The sequence below is a fragment of the Kibdelosporangium phytohabitans genome (genome assembly GCF_001302585.1).
Lineage (GTDB): Bacteria > Actinomycetota > Actinomycetes > Mycobacteriales > Pseudonocardiaceae > Kibdelosporangium > Kibdelosporangium phytohabitans.
This window is the reverse complement of record NZ_CP012752.1, coordinates 9,732,989-9,747,782: the sequence shown is the minus strand read 5'-3', so window position 1 is coordinate 9,747,782 and position 14,794 is coordinate 9,732,989. Positions and strand designations below refer to the sequence as shown.

The 14,794-nt window shown below is 69.3% G+C and carries 19 protein-coding genes; 15 read left to right on the top strand and 4 right to left on the bottom strand.

Annotation, left to right across the window (positions count from 1 at the left end; all coding sequences use genetic code 11):
* The first annotated feature begins 307 nt into the window (after positions 1-307).
* Positions 308-934: an imidazole glycerol phosphate synthase subunit HisH gene (gene hisH, locus AOZ06_RS43425; RefSeq protein ID WP_054294696.1), complete on the top strand. Its 627-nt coding sequence runs from the start codon at positions 308-310 to the stop codon at positions 932-934.
* On the opposite strand, the gene AOZ06_RS55400 is transcribed toward hisH, so the two are convergent.
* Positions 865-1,479, bottom strand: a complete 615-nt coding sequence (locus AOZ06_RS55400; protein ID WP_225953044.1) for a S8 family serine peptidase — start codon at positions 1,477-1,479, stop codon at positions 865-867. The genes hisH and AOZ06_RS55400 overlap by 70 nt on opposite strands.
* A 210-nt stretch (positions 1,480-1,689) precedes the next feature.
* Between AOZ06_RS55400 and priA the strand changes: the two genes are divergently transcribed.
* The gene (gene priA, locus AOZ06_RS43415; protein WP_054294694.1) at positions 1,690-2,421 is read left to right on the top strand and encodes a bifunctional 1-(5-phosphoribosyl)-5-((5-phosphoribosylamino)methylideneamino)imidazole-4-carboxamide isomerase/phosphoribosylanthranilate isomerase PriA; all 732 of its coding nucleotides are present in this window, start codon (positions 1,690-1,692) and stop codon (positions 2,419-2,421) included.
* On the opposite strand, the gene AOZ06_RS43410 is transcribed toward priA, so the two are convergent.
* Positions 2,387-3,109 carry a Clp protease N-terminal domain-containing protein gene (locus AOZ06_RS43410; protein WP_054294693.1) on the bottom strand — a complete coding sequence of 241 codons (723 nt, stop codon included), beginning with the start codon at positions 3,107-3,109 and terminating at the stop codon, positions 2,387-2,389. The two genes, priA and AOZ06_RS43410, sit on opposite strands and share 35 nt — an antisense overlap.
* Before the next feature lie 770 nt (positions 3,110-3,879).
* Here AOZ06_RS43410 and AOZ06_RS43405 point away from each other — a divergent pair.
* From AOZ06_RS43405 to AOZ06_RS43390, 4 genes are read left to right on the top strand one after another with little or no spacing between them, the layout of a single operon-like run.
* Positions 3,880-4,596, top strand: coding sequence for an ABC transporter ATP-binding protein (locus AOZ06_RS43405; RefSeq protein ID WP_054294692.1), 717 nt, complete (start codon positions 3,880-3,882; stop codon positions 4,594-4,596).
* Positions 4,593-5,309: an ABC transporter permease gene (locus tag AOZ06_RS43400; protein ID WP_054294691.1), complete on the top strand. Its 717-nt coding sequence runs from the start codon at positions 4,593-4,595 to the stop codon at positions 5,307-5,309. Before AOZ06_RS43405 ends, AOZ06_RS43400 begins: the two co-directional genes overlap by 4 nt.
* A gap of 14 nt (positions 5,310-5,323) precedes the next feature.
* Complete coding sequence (locus AOZ06_RS43395; RefSeq protein WP_236951925.1) at positions 5,324-5,866, top strand: MOSC domain-containing protein; 543 nt, start codon at positions 5,324-5,326, stop codon at positions 5,864-5,866.
* 10 nt (positions 5,867-5,876) lie between these two features.
* Complete coding sequence (locus AOZ06_RS43390; protein ID WP_054294690.1) at positions 5,877-6,269, top strand: PPOX class F420-dependent oxidoreductase; 393 nt, start codon at positions 5,877-5,879, stop codon at positions 6,267-6,269.
* Here AOZ06_RS43390 and AOZ06_RS43385 read toward each other — a convergent pair.
* Complete coding sequence (locus AOZ06_RS43385) at positions 6,236-6,859, bottom strand: TetR/AcrR family transcriptional regulator (protein WP_225953043.1); 624 nt, start codon at positions 6,857-6,859, stop codon at positions 6,236-6,238. The two genes, AOZ06_RS43390 and AOZ06_RS43385, sit on opposite strands and share 34 nt — an antisense overlap.
* Here AOZ06_RS43385 and hisF point away from each other — a divergent pair.
* From hisF to AOZ06_RS43365, 4 genes are all read left to right on the top strand, one after another.
* Positions 6,858-7,610, top strand: a complete 753-nt coding sequence (gene hisF, locus AOZ06_RS43380) for an imidazole glycerol phosphate synthase subunit HisF (protein ID WP_054294689.1) — start codon at positions 6,858-6,860, stop codon at positions 7,608-7,610. The genes AOZ06_RS43385 and hisF overlap by 2 nt on opposite strands.
* A complete protein-coding gene (locus AOZ06_RS43375) occupies positions 7,607-7,966 on the top strand; it encodes a hypothetical protein (RefSeq protein ID WP_054294688.1) in 360 nt (119 codons plus the stop codon). Before hisF ends, AOZ06_RS43375 begins: the two co-directional genes overlap by 4 nt.
* Entirely contained in the window at positions 7,963-8,307 is a 345-nt protein-coding gene (gene hisI, locus AOZ06_RS43370) for a phosphoribosyl-AMP cyclohydrolase (protein ID WP_054294687.1), read from the top strand. Before AOZ06_RS43375 ends, hisI begins: the two co-directional genes overlap by 4 nt.
* 146 nt (positions 8,308-8,453) lie before the next feature.
* Positions 8,454-9,020: an EF-hand domain-containing protein gene (locus tag AOZ06_RS43365; RefSeq protein ID WP_054294686.1), complete on the top strand. Its 567-nt coding sequence runs from the start codon at positions 8,454-8,456 to the stop codon at positions 9,018-9,020.
* 4 nt (positions 9,021-9,024) lie between these two features.
* Here the strand turns inward: AOZ06_RS43365 and AOZ06_RS43360 are convergent, their stop codons facing one another.
* On the bottom strand, positions 9,025-9,636 hold the full coding sequence (locus AOZ06_RS43360) for a TetR/AcrR family transcriptional regulator (RefSeq protein ID WP_054294685.1): 612 nt from the start codon (positions 9,634-9,636) through the stop codon (positions 9,025-9,027).
* A gap of 109 nt (positions 9,637-9,745) precedes the next feature.
* Here AOZ06_RS43360 and AOZ06_RS43355 point away from each other — a divergent pair, with 109 nt between their 5' ends.
* The 5 genes from AOZ06_RS43355 (at position 9,746) to trpA (ending at position 14,752) form a co-directional block, all read left to right on the top strand.
* Entirely contained in the window at positions 9,746-11,290 is a 1,545-nt protein-coding gene (locus AOZ06_RS43355; protein WP_157233566.1) for an anthranilate synthase component I, read from the top strand.
* 49 nt (positions 11,291-11,339) lie between these two features.
* Positions 11,340-11,786, top strand: coding sequence for a Trp biosynthesis-associated membrane protein (locus AOZ06_RS43350; RefSeq protein WP_335338331.1), 447 nt, complete (start codon positions 11,340-11,342; stop codon positions 11,784-11,786).
* A gap of 117 nt (positions 11,787-11,903) precedes the next feature.
* Complete coding sequence (gene trpC / locus AOZ06_RS43345) at positions 11,904-12,713, top strand: indole-3-glycerol phosphate synthase TrpC (RefSeq protein WP_054294683.1); 810 nt, start codon at positions 11,904-11,906, stop codon at positions 12,711-12,713.
* On the top strand, positions 12,710-13,948 hold the full coding sequence (gene trpB, locus AOZ06_RS43340; RefSeq protein WP_054297350.1) for a tryptophan synthase subunit beta: 1,239 nt from the start codon (positions 12,710-12,712) through the stop codon (positions 13,946-13,948). The genes trpC and trpB overlap by 4 nt, the downstream gene beginning before the upstream one ends.
* Before the next feature lie 3 nt (positions 13,949-13,951).
* Positions 13,952-14,752, top strand: coding sequence for a tryptophan synthase subunit alpha (gene trpA, locus AOZ06_RS43335; protein ID WP_054294682.1), 801 nt, complete (start codon positions 13,952-13,954; stop codon positions 14,750-14,752).
* Positions 14,753-14,794: the final 42 nt, after the last annotated feature.

The window sequence follows — 14,794 nt, the reverse complement described above, 5'->3', positions numbered from 1 at the left end:
GTTCTCGCCTCGGATCCTCGAAGTGCCCCTTGCCTTTGGTCTGGACGAGCGGAAACCAGGTGGGCAGTTCGGGGAGATCGTTGTCCGACAGCGCGAGCCCGGCGAGGTTGGGGAGTTCCGCCAGTTCAGGCGGCAGGGTCCGTAGGCCCAACGCGCGCTCAGGTCGAGTCCGCGAGCGCCTGATCGGCGGGCTTCTTCGATGGCGCAGGGCCTCGTCCGACATGTAACCAGCGTCTCAGGTGCGGCATTCGCTGTTAGCCGGTTCGCCTATTCTGGCCAGTTCGGAGCAACGGGTACCCTCTATCCCGTGCGAGTTGTCGTATTGGATTACGGGTCGGGGAACCTTCGCTCCGTCGAACGCGCGCTTCAGCGCGTCGGCGCCGAGGTCGAGGTCACCGCTGACCGCCATGCGGCGCTCAACGCGGACGGGCTCGTCGTTCCCGGTGTCGGGGCGTTCGCCGCTTGCATGCGGGGTTTGAAGTCCGTTCAGGGGCACCGGACCGTCGGCAGGCGGCTCGCCGGTGGTCGTCCTGTCCTCGGCATCTGTGTCGGGATGCAGATCTTGTTCGAGCGGGGCATCGAGCACGGCGAGGAGACCGAGGGCTGCGACGAGTGGCCCGGCACGGTCGAACGGCTCGAGGCTGATGTCGTTCCGCACATGGGGTGGAACAAGGTCCGTGTTCCCGATGGCTCGCAGTTGTTCGCCGGGCTGGACGCTGACACGAGGTTCTACTTCGTTCACTCGTACGGGGTGCGCAAGTGGGAGCTCGAGGACTCCGGCACGCTCGCGGCGCCGCTGGTCACCTGGGCGAACCACGGCTGCGATTTCGTCGCAGCCGTGGAGAACGGCGCCCTGTCGGCGACTCAGTTCCACCCGGAGAAGTCCGGCGACGCCGGAGCGCACCTGCTGCGGAACTGGCTCAAGTCCCTATAGACCAGTGCTCCCGATGTCGCTGCCCACGCCGCTTGGGTCGCGTTGGCTGCGAGGGCAGCGCCAACGGGACCTGGTGTGTCATAAGGGTGTACGGCCAGCCACAGTGCCGCGGCACCGGCTACGTGCGGGCTGGCCATCAAGGTGCCCTGCATCGAGGCGCTGGCGGTGTCGGACGTGTGGTGCGACGACACGATGCCCACGCCGGGCGCGAAGATGTCCGTGCAGGAGCCCCAGTTGGAGAACGTGGCCCGGCGGTCGTTGGTGTCCGTCGCGTTCACCGTGATCGCCTCGGCGACCCGGGCGGGTGACCAGTTGCAAGCGTCCTGGTTGGCGTTGGCCGACGCGATCGCGTACGTCACGCCGGAGGCGATCGAGTTGCGGACGGCCTGGTCGATGGCCGCGTTCGCGCCGCCGGACGTGCCCGCGACGTGCGAGCCGTGGCAGTCGCTGTTGTTGGCGTCGACCGTGTTGGTTCCCCAGGACGCGCGGCCATCGAATGTGGTGAAGGCGACAGCCGCGGCGGCGCAGGCCACCGTGACTTTCAATGCTGTGATGGCGTCGATACGCGCGTGAACATCCACTCTCATTCGTGGGAGGTCTCACGTATTCGACTTCCGATGGTGGTCACTCGACCATGGCGCTGGAAGCGGTAAGAATCAACACGCGAAAAGCCCGTGACGATTTCCCGTCGGGGCAGGGCGGCCGGGAATCGGGGGCGGACAACCGGCCGGAACTGGCCAAGTAGAGTCTGCGCCGTGACTCTGACGCTGCTTCCCGCTGTCGACGTGGTCGACGGCAAGGCCGTTCGCCTCGTCAAGGGCGAGGCCGGTACCGAGACCGGCTACGGCGACCCGTTGCAGGCCGCTCTGGCCTGGCAGCGCGACGGTGCGGAGTGGATTCACCTGGTCGACCTGGATGCCGCGTTCGGCCGTGGTGACAACCGCGAGCTGATCGCGCGCGTGGTCGGCGAGTTGGACATCCAGGTCGAGCTCGGTGGCGGGATCAGGGACGACGAGTCGCTGAAAGCCGCGTTGTCGACCGGTTGCCGCCGGGTGAACCTGGGCACCGCGGCGCTGGAGGACCCGGAGTGGTGCGCCAGGGCGATCGCCGAGTACGGCGACAAGATCGCGGTCGGCCTGGACGTTCGGATCACCGAGGCCGGGCACCGCTTGGCCGCACGTGGCTGGACGCAGGACGGCGGCGACCTGTGGGACGTGCTCGACCGGCTCGACCGGGACGGCTGCAGCCGCTACGTCGTGACCGACGTCAGCAAGGACGGCACGCTGCAGGGCCCGAACCTCGGCTTGCTCGCGGAGATCTGCGCCCGCACCGACGCCCCGATCGTCGCGTCCGGCGGTGTGTCCACAGTGGCCGACCTGGTCGCCATCGGGCAGCTGGAGCAGGACGGCGTGGAAGGTGCGATCATCGGGAAAGCCTTGTACGCCGGTGCTTTCACCCTTCCTGAGGCGCTGGCGGCAACTCGCTGAGGATCGCGCTCTCGATCCGGTCGATCGGCACGCCGGCCTCGTCGAGCGTGTCGACGACCGTGCTGTCGTTCAACGCCAGCAGGCCGAGCAGGAGGTGTTCGGTCCCGACGTAGTTGTGCCCGAGCCGCAACGCTTCCCGGACGGTCAGTTCGAGGACCTTCTTGGACTGGCCGGAGAACGGGGTGTGGTTGCTCGGCGGGTTGCCGACAGGCGGCCCGAGCTTCGCGCGGACGGTGCCGACGATCGTCTCGGCTGACCCGCCGAGGGACTCGATCGCCCGCCCGGCAACGGCTTTCGGCACGGCGAACAGGCCGAGCAGGATGTGGCCCGGGGTGATCTCGGCGTGCTTGAGCCGCTCGGCTTCCTTCTGGGCGGCGACGGTCGCGACCCTCGCCATGTCGGTGAACCGGGCGAACTGGGAGATGTCCAGCTGCTCCGGCGCGTTGGACGTGAACCGCTTCTGCGCGGCCTGCTTGGTCACGCCCATGCTCTGCCCGATGTCCGTCCACGACGCGCCGGAATGCCTTGCGCGGTCGACGAAGTGGCCGATCAGGTGGTCCGCGATCTCGTCGAGGTGCTGGGCGAGCAGCACCGCGTCCGTCAGCTTGCGCAGCGGGTCGCCGTCGGGGTGCAGTCGTTCCACCGTGTCGATCAGTTCGCCGAGACGGGGTGTGCCGGGGTTCGTCATGCGTCAACTGTAGGTTGACGACCCGCGGATCGTCAACCGTCGGTTGACGCGCGGTCGAGCGGCGGAGAACGGATCACCGGTACGCGATGATTTGTTTGTTGTGCGGCGCATTCGGGAATTGCCGGATCGGAGTAATGCGCCCCGTCATCGGTCGGCCATAGACTCGGTCAACGTGACGCGCGTCGCCTGCGGGCCGGGGTGGATGTTTTCGATCTTTGTCCGAGGTATTTGGCACCCGGCCAGCATGTCGGAAATCTCCCGCATTCAAGTTCCGCTGACTCGAAAGAGGGCATATGCAGGGAACTGTCAGGCGCTGCATCGCGGTAATCGCGACGAGCCTCGCCGTCGCGACGGGGTTCGCGGCAGCGCCAGCCGCTGCTGACGTGCACGTTCTTGCTGGCTATCGCACAGTGACGGCGCAAAACCTGACACTGTGGAACGCGCCGTCCGGCGGCAGCAACGTCGGTGTGTGGCATCCGGGACGCTGTTTCTACTGGTCGGCTGTCGAAGGTTCGAATCGGTATCGGACTTACACCGAAAGTGGTGCGACCGTATGGGTCGGCGCAGATCCGGCCTGGAGTACTCCTGGTTGCTAGCCGAATCGGCCGTAACGTTCTGAGGTGCGCATAACACCTTTTTTCTGAACTCCCTTTGTCGGGTGAGCTGTAGCCCGTTTGCCGGTCTGGCGAACGGGCTACTGGCTTGCGCGCGGTGCGTCGACGCGCGCCCGGTGGTGGACACGGACGGCTGCGTCAGGCAGAATTAAACACATGGTTAATTCGGTGGTTGTCGGCGTCGACGGCCTGACCGTGCGGCGGGGCGGCAGGCCGGTACTGCGCGAGGTGGGTTTCCAGGTCGGGCGCGGCTCGGTGACCGGACTGCTGGGGCCGAGCGGGTGCGGCAAGTCGACGCTGATGCGCGCGGTCGTGGGTGCGCAGATCGTCGAATCGGGCACGGTCACCGTCCTCGGTCTGCCCGCGGGCGACCCCGGACTGCGCGACCGGGTCGGTTACGCCACGCAGAACCCGGCGCTCTACGGCGACCTGACCGTCGCGGAAGCCCTGAGGTACTTCGCTTCCGTCCTGAAGGCGCCGCGTGCCGACGTGCGGCGTGTCATCGACGAGGTCGGCCTCGCCGACCACGCCAACGCCATGGTCGGGCAACTGTCCGGCGGGCAGCGCAGCAGGGCGAGCCTGGCCGTCGCCCTGCTCGGCAAACCCGAACTGCTGGTACTGGACGAACCCACGGTCGGCCTCGATCCCGTGCTGCGCGAGGAACTGTGGACGTTGTTGCACGGCCTCGCCGCGCGCGGGGTGACGTTGCTGGTCTCCAGCCACGTGATGGACGAAGCCGCGCGCTGCCAACGGTTGCTGCTCATGCGCGAGGGCCGGATCCTCGCCGACGACACACCGCGAGGGCTGCGGGAGCGCACTGGCACACCCGACGTCGAACACGCCTTTCTCAAACTGATCAAGGAAGCCGCATGAGCACGACCCGCCGGATCCTGGCCCAGCTCAGGCACGACCCGCGCACCTTGGCGCTGCTGCTGCTCCTGCCGTCGCTGCTGATGGTGTTGCTGCGCTTCGTGTTCAACTCCGAGCAGTCGTTCAGCCGGGCAGCGCCCGCGCTGCTCGGTGTGTTCCCGTTCATCATCATGTTCATGATCGCGTCGATCACGACGCTGCGTGAGCGCACGAGCGGCACGCTGGAGCGGCTGATGACCATGCCGATCGGCAAGTTCGGGCTGCTGTCCGGGTACGCCGCGGCGTTCGGTGCCGTCGCGGTCGTCCAGGTGTCCGTCGCCACGCTGGTCTCGGTGTGGTGGCTCGGCCTGGAACTCACCGGTCCACTGTGGATCTTGCTGGTGATCGCGGTGCTCGACGCCCTGCTCGGCATGGCGCTCGGCCTGTTCGTCAGCGCCTTCGCGCGCACCGAGTTCCAGGCGATGCAGTTCATGCCGGTGTTCGTGATGCCGCAGATCCTGCTGTGCGGGCTGTTCGTCCCGCGCGGGGACATGGCGGGCCTGCTGAACTGGCTGTCGGACGTGATGCCGTTGTCCTACGCCGTGCAGGCGCTCACCCACGTCACCCGGTCCTCGGACTTCACCGGCTCGCTGGCGCGTGACCTCGTGGTCATCGGCGGCTGCGCCCTGCTGGCGCTGGTGCTCGGCGCAGCCACCCTCCGCAGGCGAACGCCCTGAGTACCCTGGTGAAAGTGACACCACTGATCACGGCCGTGAGTCGCAGCGCCGAGTACACCTTCACCAAACCGAACACCGACAGCATCACGCTGCTCGAAGGCCTCGGTGTCGAAGGTGACGTCCACCAGGGCGTGACCGTCAAACACCGGTCGCGCGTCCGGCGTGACCCCAGGCAGCCCAACCTGCGGCAGGTCCACCTGATCCACTCGGAGCTGTTCGACGAGTTCCGCGACGCCGGGTTCACCGTGGCGGCGGGGCAGATCGGCGAGAACGTCACCACGCGCGGCATCGACCTGCTCGGCCTGCCCACCGGGACCCGGCTGCACCTCGGCGCGGAGGCGGTCGTCGAGGTGACCGGGCTGCGCAACCCGTGCGTGCAGATCGACGCCTTCCAGCAGGGACTGCTCAAGCAGACGCTGGACCGCGACGAGGACGGCAACCTGGTCCGCAAGGCTGGGGTGATGTCGGTCGTGCTCAGCGGCGGCGTCGTCCGCCCCGGCGACGAGATCCGCGTCGAGCTGCCCGCCCAGCCCCACAAGCCGCTCGGGCCGGTCTAATCTGGCCGTTGTGGACGCCGAACTGGCCAGGTTGGCTGACAGCAAGTACGTGCTGGTCACGACCTTCCGCAAGGACGGGACCAAGGTGCCGACCCCGGTCTGGTCGGCGCGCGACGGCGAGGAGTTGGTCTTCTGGACCCGCTCCGACTCCGGCAAGGTCAAGCGCCTGCGCCGCGAGAAGAACATCGAACTGGCCGAGTGCGACGTCCGCGGCAGGCCGAGGAGCCAGCCGGTCCCCGCAGTCGCCAGGCTGCTCGACGCGGCCGGGACCGACCGGGTGCGCCGCGTGATGGCCCGCAAGTACGGCCCGAGCGGCTGGCTGGTGATCTACAGCAGCAAGCTGTTCCGCGGCGCCAAGGGCACCATCTGCTACGCCGTGACGTCCCCGGGATCATCCACGTAGGACTGGATGATCGGCGCGACCGTACCGACGAGCTCGTCCACGTCCGCGCCCGCCAGCGGTTCCACCTGGACCACGTAGCGCAGCAACGCGAGCCCCACCATGTGCGAGGCCGCCGCGGCCAGCCGCAGCCGCGGCACGCCGAGACCGGCCGACACCCTGGCGAGCACCTGGCGTTCGATGAACTGCTTGAGCATCCGCGCGGCCTGGTCGTTCGTGGTGACCGTGCGGACCATCGCGAGCAGCGGCTCCCTGGTCACCGGATCGCCCCACGCGGTCAGCAACAGCCGCACGATCCGCTCCCCGAACTGCGACCGCGGCCCCTCGACCAGGGCGGGCACGACCGTGGCCGGGTCGATCGGCAGCCGCAGCGCGGCCACGAAGACCTGCTCCTTCGTGCCGAAGAAGTGGTGCACCAGCGCCGGGTTCACGGCGGCCTGCGCCGCGATGCCCCGGATGGTGGCGCCGTCGTAGCCCAGCTCGGCGAACTGGGCCCTGGCCGCGGCCAGGATCAGCTCGCGGGTCTCGTTCTGCCCGGGTCGGCGTCCGGCGCGTGCCATGCCTTCCAGCGTGCCACGTAGGCTTTCCGCCATGGCTGTCGCGGTACGCGTGATCCCCTGTCTCGACGTGGACGCCGGGCGGGTGGTCAAGGGCGTCAACTTCACCGACCTGGTCGACGCCGGTGACCCGGTCGAACTGGCCGCCGCGTACGACGCGGAAGGCGCGGACGAACTGACCTTCCTGGACGTCACCGCGTCCTCATCGGACCGCGAGACCACCTTCGACGTGGTCCGCCGCACGGCCGAGCAGGTCTTCATCCCGCTGACCGTCGGTGGCGGCGTGCGCGCGGTCGACGACATCGACCGGCTGCTGCGCGCGGGAGCCGACAAGGTCAGCATCAACACCGCCGCGATCCTGCGGCCCGAGCTGCTGCGGGAGGCGTCGCAGCGGTTCGGTGCGCAGTGCATCGTGCTCTCGGTGGACGCCCGGCGCGCGGGCAACGGCTTCGAGGTGACGACCCACGGCGGCAAGCGCGGCACCGGCATCGACGCGATCGAGTGGGCCGCCAAGGGCCAGGAGCTCGGCGTCGGCGAGATCCTGCTCAACTCGATGGACGCGGACGGCACGAAGGCCGGGTTCGACATCGAGCTGGTCGAACGCGTGCGCGCGGTGGTGGACGTGCCGCTGATCGCCAGCGGCGGTGCCGGGGACGTCGGCCACTTCGCTCCGGCGGTCCGGGCGGGCGCGGACGCCGTGCTCGCGGCCAGCGTGTTCCACTTCGGACAGTTGCGGATCGGCGAGGTCAAGGACGCCATGCGGGCCGACGGGATCGAGGTCAGGTGAGCGCGCAGGCGGAGGTCCCCACCGAGGTCAAGGTGCCGCTGGCGGTCATCGGTTTCGGCGCGGTCCTGTTCGTGGTGGTCGCGTTGCTGTGGGACACGCAGAACCTCCGCTTCCCGATCGGCGCCGGGATCGTCGCGGTCGCCGTGTGCGTGGGGTTGTGGACACGGCTGAGGTTCGTGCGCGTGGTCACGATCGTGGTGACGAGCCTGTTCGCCCTCGCGCATCTGCTGATCGCGTTGTCCGGCGGCGCGCCGGGGTGGGTGCGTGCGGTATCCGGCCTGCTCACGGCCGCGTACCTGTACACGGCTGTGCTCGTGAACACCCAGCCCGCGCGTGACTACCTGGAGCACAAATGAGCCTCGACCCGAAGATCGCCGCTCGCCTCAAGCGCAACTCCGACGGCCTGGTGTGCGCGGTCGCCCAGCAGCGTGGCACGGGCGAGGTGCTGATGGTCGCGTGGATGAACGACGAGGCACTGGATCTGACCCTGAGCACGCGCAAGGGCACGTACTTCTCGCGCAGCCGGCAGCGGTTGTGGGTGAAGGGGGAGACGTCCGGGCACGTGCAGCGCGTGCACGAGGTCCGGCTCGACTGCGACGGCGACACGGTCCTGCTGGTGGTCGACCAGGAAGGCGCCGCGTGCCACACAGGCGATCACACGTGCTTCGACGCGGACGTCCTGCTGGCCGCCGACTGACGTTCCCGTGCGCTACCCGGCAATCGGCTGAACGGGCAAGGCCGGTGGCCGGGTGGACCCCCAATGGCGCGATGCCCGCCGGGTGGCGGCGCTCCGATCCGGTGAGTGTCCTTGCCGGGGGCGGATGGCGGCCGGATCCTGGGCGCATGGTGCGAACGGGCGCGGACTTCCTGTCCGCCAAAATCAGTCGCGGATTCGACATGCTCGACGCCGACGGCAACGGCGTGCTCGACGAGGACGATCACGTCGCCATGGGGAAGCGCTCGGCGGAAGCGCTCGGCCATTCCGCCGGATCACCGGAGCAGCAGCGGATCGTCGACGTGTACCTCAGGATCTGGCGCGAGGTGCACCTGCCGCACCTGCCCCCTGGTCAGACCGCGATCGGGCGGGAGGAGTTCATCGCGGCGACCGCGGCGCTCGCCGGCGACCCCGCGGCCGCGCGGGCCACGCTCGGCGCCGTCGCCAGTGCGTTCCTGGAGATCGCCGACATCGACAGCGACGGCCGGATCACGCCCGCCGAGTTCCGCACGTTCCAGCACGCGCACTTTCCCGAACTGTCGCGTGCGGACGCGGACATCGCGTTCGCCCACCTCGACGTCGACGGTGACGGTTGCCTGACGCCCGGCGAGTTCGTCGACGCGACGATCGGGTACTGGACGACCACCGATCCGGACGCCCCGGCGAACTGGTGGCTCGGCCCGATCCGGTTGTAGGTGATCAGCCGATGTCGCCGGTGAAGTAGCGCTGGATCGTCGGGCCGACCGCGGCGACCATCGTGTCGATGTCGTTGCTCGCCAGCGGTTCGAACTTGGTGACGTACCGGACCATGCCCATGCCGATCAGCTGGCTGGCGACGAGGGTGGCGCGGAACATCCCGTTGTCCGAGCCCGTTCGCGCGGCCACCCGCATGAAGATCTGCTTGAGGAAGATGTCGCGCAGGCCGTGCACGGCCATCTCGTGGCTGGCGACGCTGCGCACGAGCGCCGAGAACTGGCCGCCGCCGCTGCTGTCCCAGATGGTCAGGAACCGGCGGACGATCCGTTCGCCGAGGGTGTTGACGTCTCCTTCGGAGATCTCGTTGGCGAACACCGTCGGGTCGACCGGCAGCTGCAGCACGGACTGGCCGAAGAGGCCTTCCTTGCCGCCGAACCAGTGGTTGACCATGGCGGGGTCGACGCCCGCCCGCTTGGCGATCGCGCGGACTGTCGCGCCCTCGTAGCCCTGTTCGATGAACACGGCGCGTGCGGCCTCGATCAACGCGTTCTTGGTGTCGGCGCCGGCGGGCCGCCGTCCGCGCCGCTTGCCCTCTTGCTCAGCGCTCGTCGTCACGTCACCATCATCACTTGAACGGACAAACTTTTCAACACTTGGTGAATTAATCGAGTCAGGGGTCAAACCCCGTCGTCAGCGCCGTTCGGCTCCCGGCAGAATGGCCGGTATGGCCAGCGTGATCGGATCGGATCTGCCCGTGCGCACCGGGATGGGCGCGATCAGCCCCACCAGGGAGCAGTTTCACGCCCTCGCGCGCGATCGGCGGGTGATTCCGGTCACCCGCAAGGTGCTCGCGGACGCCGAGACCCCCGTCGGGGTGTACCGCAAGCTCGCGGGTGAGCGGACTGGGACGTTCCTTCTCGAGTCGGCCGAGAACGGCCGGTCGTGGTCGCGGTGGTCCTTCGTCGGCGCCCGTTGCGCCGCCTGGCTGACCTCCAAGGACGGCACAGCCGCGTGGACCGGCAAGGTGCCCGACGACCTCAACGGCAACGGCGACCCGCTGGAAGCGCTGCGGGAGACCTTCCGGCTGCTGCACACCGAGCCGCTGCCGGGCCTGCCCCCGCTGACCGGCGGGATGGTCGGGTACATCGGCTACGACACGGTCCGCAGGCTGGAACGGCTGCCGGAACTGGCCGAGGACGACCTGGGGATCCCCGAACTGGTGATGATGATGGCCACCGACCTGGCCGCCCTCGACCACCACGAAGGCACGATCACCCTCATCGCCAACGCCGTGAACTGGGACAACTCGCCCCAACGGGTCGACGAGGCGTACGACGACGCGGTCGAGCGGCTCAACCGGATGTCCGCCGACCTGTACACGTCGGCCCCGCCGACCGCGATGGTGTTCGAGCGCCCCCAGCCGGAGTTCACCCGCCGCCGCACCCGCGAGGAGTTCGGCGCGGCGGTCGAGACGGCCAAGGAAGCCATCCGCGCCGGTGAGGCCTTCCAGATCGTGGTGTCCCAACGGTTCGAGATGCGCACTGAGGCCGATTCACTGGACGTGTACCGGATCCTGCGGACCACCAACCCCAGCCCGTACATGTACCTGCTGCGGCTCGACGGCTTCGACATCGTCGGGTCCAGCCCGGAATCCCTGGTCACGGTCAGGGACGGCGTCGTGACGACGCACCCGATCGCGGGCACCCGCTGGCGCGGGGCCGACGCGGACGAGGACGCCATCCTGGAGAAGGACCTGCTGTCCGACGAGAAGGAACGGGCCGAGCACGTGATGCTCGTCGACCTCGGCCGCAACGACCTCGGCCGCGTGTGCGACCCCGGATCCGTGCACGTCGTCGACTTCTTCCGGGTCGAGCGCTACAGCCACGTGATGCACATCGTGTCGACGGTCACCGGCAAGCTCTCGGCGGACAAGACCGCGTTCGACGCGGTCACGGCGTGCTTCCCGGCGGGAACGCTGTCCGGGGCGCCCAAGCCGCGTGCGATGGAGCTGATCGAGGGACTGGAACCGACCAGGCGCGGCCTCTACGGCGGGGTGGTCGGCTACCTCGACTTCGCGGGCAACGCCGACACGGCGATCGCCATCCGGACCGCGCTGGTCCAGAACGGCGTGGCATACGTGCAGGCAGGGGCCGGGATCGTGGCCGACTCCAACCCGGCCGCCGAGGACGACGAGTGCCAGAACAAGGCGGGCGCGGTGCTCTCGGCGATCGCGATGGCCGGGACGATCAGGCCGGCCGCCGATGACTGAGCCCGCGACGCCTTCGCACGGACCGGGCTCCGGTCGTCCACTATGGATCGTGGTCGCGCTCCTGCTGGCCGCGTCGGCGGCGCTGTGGGGCGCGTCCCGGCTGAAGTGGTCGCCCGAACTGACAGGTTCCGAACAGGTGAGCGCCTTGATCCCGTTGGCGCTGATCTACTTGGCCGGGGTGGCCGGTGTGCTGGCCACGAGCGGCTGGCCGCGCAGGGCCGTCGGTGTCCTCTTGGCGCTGACGGGAATCGCGGCTTGTTGGCCCGCGGTCAACGGTGCCTTCGAGCACGCGCAAGGACTCCCGGCCCGCGGACTGGCCTTGCTCGGCGGGCTCGCGGTCGTCGCCGCCGGCGTGCTGCTGGTCCGTCGCGGCCACAGGATGCCGAGGCTGGGCGCGAAATACCAAGCGCCGGCTGCGGCGAGAAGTGCCAGCGAACCGTCGGGTGAGAAGGAGATGTGGCGTGCCCTCTCGGAGGGTGACGACCCCACATTGTGAGGTCTGTCGCGCAATCGTTGCGTCGCCAGGCGCATGCTATGTGTGCACGGCCGACCCGGTGCCCTGCCGAGAACCAGCGCGGGGTTAGCATCAGTGCGGCGGGAAGGGGCATACGCGGTGAGCGTTCTCGAGTCGATAATCGACGGTGTGCGCGAGGATCTCGCGGCCCGCGAAGCAAGGCTTCCGTTCGAGGTACTCAAGGAGCAGGCGGCGAAAGCGGTGCCGCCGCGCGACGCGGTGAGCGCGCTCCGGTCCTCGGACGTCGGCGTGATCGCGGAGGTCAAGCGCCGCAGTCCGTCCAAGGGCGAGCTGGCCGACATCCCGGATCCGGCTGAGCTGGCGAAGGACTACGCGGCGGCGGGTGCGCGGGTGATCAGCGTGCTGACCGAACAGCGGCGCTTCGGCGGGTCGTTGGCGGACTTCGACGCGGTCCGTGCGGTGGTGGATGTTCCGTTGCTGCGCAAGGACTTCGTCGTCAGCCCGTACCAGGTGCACGAGGCACGGCTGCACGGGGCGGATCTGGTGCTGCTGATCGTCGCGGCGCTCGAGCAGAACACGTTGGTCGGCCTGCTCGACCGCGTGGAGTCGCTCGGCATGACCGCGCTGGTCGAGGTGCACACCGCGGAGGAGGCCGACCGCGCGCTGGAGGCGGGCGCGTCGGTGATCGGCGTCAACGCCCGCGACCTGCACACGCTCCAGGTCGACCGCGAGGTGTTCACGCGGATCGCCCCGGGTTTGCCGTTCGAGACCGTCAAGATCGCCGAGTCCGGTGTCCGCGGCCCCGGCGACCTGATGGCCTACGCCGGTGCCGGTGCCGACGCGGTGCTGGTCGGCGAGGGCCTCGTGGCCAGCGGCGACCCCAAGGCGGCGCTGACCAAACTGGTCACGGCCGGTTCGCACCCGGCGTGCCCGAGGCCGTCCCGATGAGCGCGGGCAACGGGCAGCAGACCGGGCACGAGCACGACGCGCACGACCCGGACGAGCGCGGCTACTTCGGCGCGTTCGGCGGCCGGTTCATCCCCGAGGCGCTGGTTCCCGCGCTGGAGGAGCTGGAAGCCGAGTACGACAAGGCCAGGACGGACCCCGAGTTCGTCGACGAGCTGCTGCGGCTGCTGCGTGACTACGCGGGCCGTCCCTCGCTGCTGACCGAGGCGCCGCGGTTCGCCAGGCACGCGGGCGGGGCGCAGATCTGGCTCAAGCGCGAAGACCTCAACCACACCGGCTCCCACAAGATCAACAACGTGCTGGGGCAGGCGTTGCTCACCAAGCGGATGGGCAAGAAGCGCGTCATCGCGGAAACCGGCGCGGGCCAGCACGGCGTGGCCACCGCGACCGCGTGCGCGCTGCTCGACCTCGACTGCGTCGTCTACATGGGCGAGGTCGACACCGAGCGCCAGGCGCTCAACGTGGCCAGGATGCGCCTGCTCGGCGCCGAGGTCATCCCGGTCAAGGCAGGCTCGCGCACGCTCAAGGACGCCATCAACGAGGCGCTGCGCGACTGGGTGACCAACGTGGACACCACGCACTACCTGCTCGGCACCGCGGCCGCGTCGCACCCGTTCCCGCTGATGGTGCGCAACTTCCACCGGATCATCGGCATCGAGGCGCGCAGGCAGATGCTGGAGAAGGCCGGCCGGCTGCCGGACGCGGTCTCCGCGTGCGTCGGCGGGGGCTCCAACGCGATCGGCATCTTCCACGGCTTCGTCGACGACAAGGACGTGCGCCTGGTCGGCTTCGAGCCGGGCGGGCACGGCGTCGACACGGGCGAGCACGGCGCCACCCTGTCCGAGGGCACCCCCGGCCTGCTGCACGGCTCGCGTTCGTACCTGCTGCAGGACGACGACGGCCAGATCGTCGAGGCGTACTCGATCTCGGCGGGCCTGGACTACCCGGGCGTCGGCCCGGAGCACGCGCACCTGAAGGACTCCGGCCGCGCCGAGTACCACTCGGTGACCGACGCCGAGGCCATGGAGGCCTTCCAGCTGCTGTCGCGCACCGAGGGCATCATCCCGGCGATCGAGTCGTCGCACGCCCTCGCCGGCGCGATCAAGCTGGGCAAGGAACTCGGCGAGGACGGCGTGATCCTGGTCAGCCTCTCCGGCAGGGGCGACAAGGACATGGACACCGCGGCCAAGTTCTTCGGCCTCGTGGGGGAGGACTAGACCATGGGCACGCTGGACACGCTCTTCGAGGCGACCAGGGCGGGCAACAGGGCAGCGCTCGTCGGCTACCTGCCCGCCGGGTACCCGACGGTGGACGGCTCGGCCGAGATACTCACCGCGATGGTCGAGTCCGGCTGCGACGTCGTCGAGGTCGGACTGCCGTTCTCCGACCCGGTGATCGACGGTCCGACCATCCAGCACGCGGCCGACCAGGCCCTGCGCGGCGGATTCCGCGTGAAGGACATCTTCACGGTCGTCGAGCGCGTCGCGGCGGCCGGTGGCCGTGCCGTCGTGATGTCGTACTGGAACCCCGTCTACCACTACGGCGTGGACGCGTTCGCGCGTGACCTCGCCGCGGCGGGCGGACTGGGCATCATCACGCCGGACCTGATCGTCGACGAGGCCGACGAGTGGATCGCCGCGTCGGACGCGCACGGCCTCGACCGGATCTTCCTGGTCGCGCCCGCGTCCACGGAGGAGCGCATCGTGCGCACGGTCGCCAAGTCGAGCGGATTCCTCTACGCCGCCTCGGTGATGGGCGTGACCGGCGCGCGGGACTCCATCAGCAGCGCGGCACCGGACCTGGTCGAACGCGTCCGCGTGCACACAGGCATGCCGATCGGTGTGGGGCTCGGTGTGCGGTCGGGTGCGCAGGCGGCGGAAATCGCGTCCTTCGCCGACGCGGTGATCGTCGGTTCGGCGTTCGTGACCAAGGCGGGCGAGAGCCTCGACGAGGTCCGTACGTTGGCCACCGAACTGGCCCAGGGCGTCCGGTCGCGCGTCGCCGCTGGTCAGACCGCCTGACGTCAGCACTGGCCAGGGTGGTATGCGGGCCGCGGAGGCGAG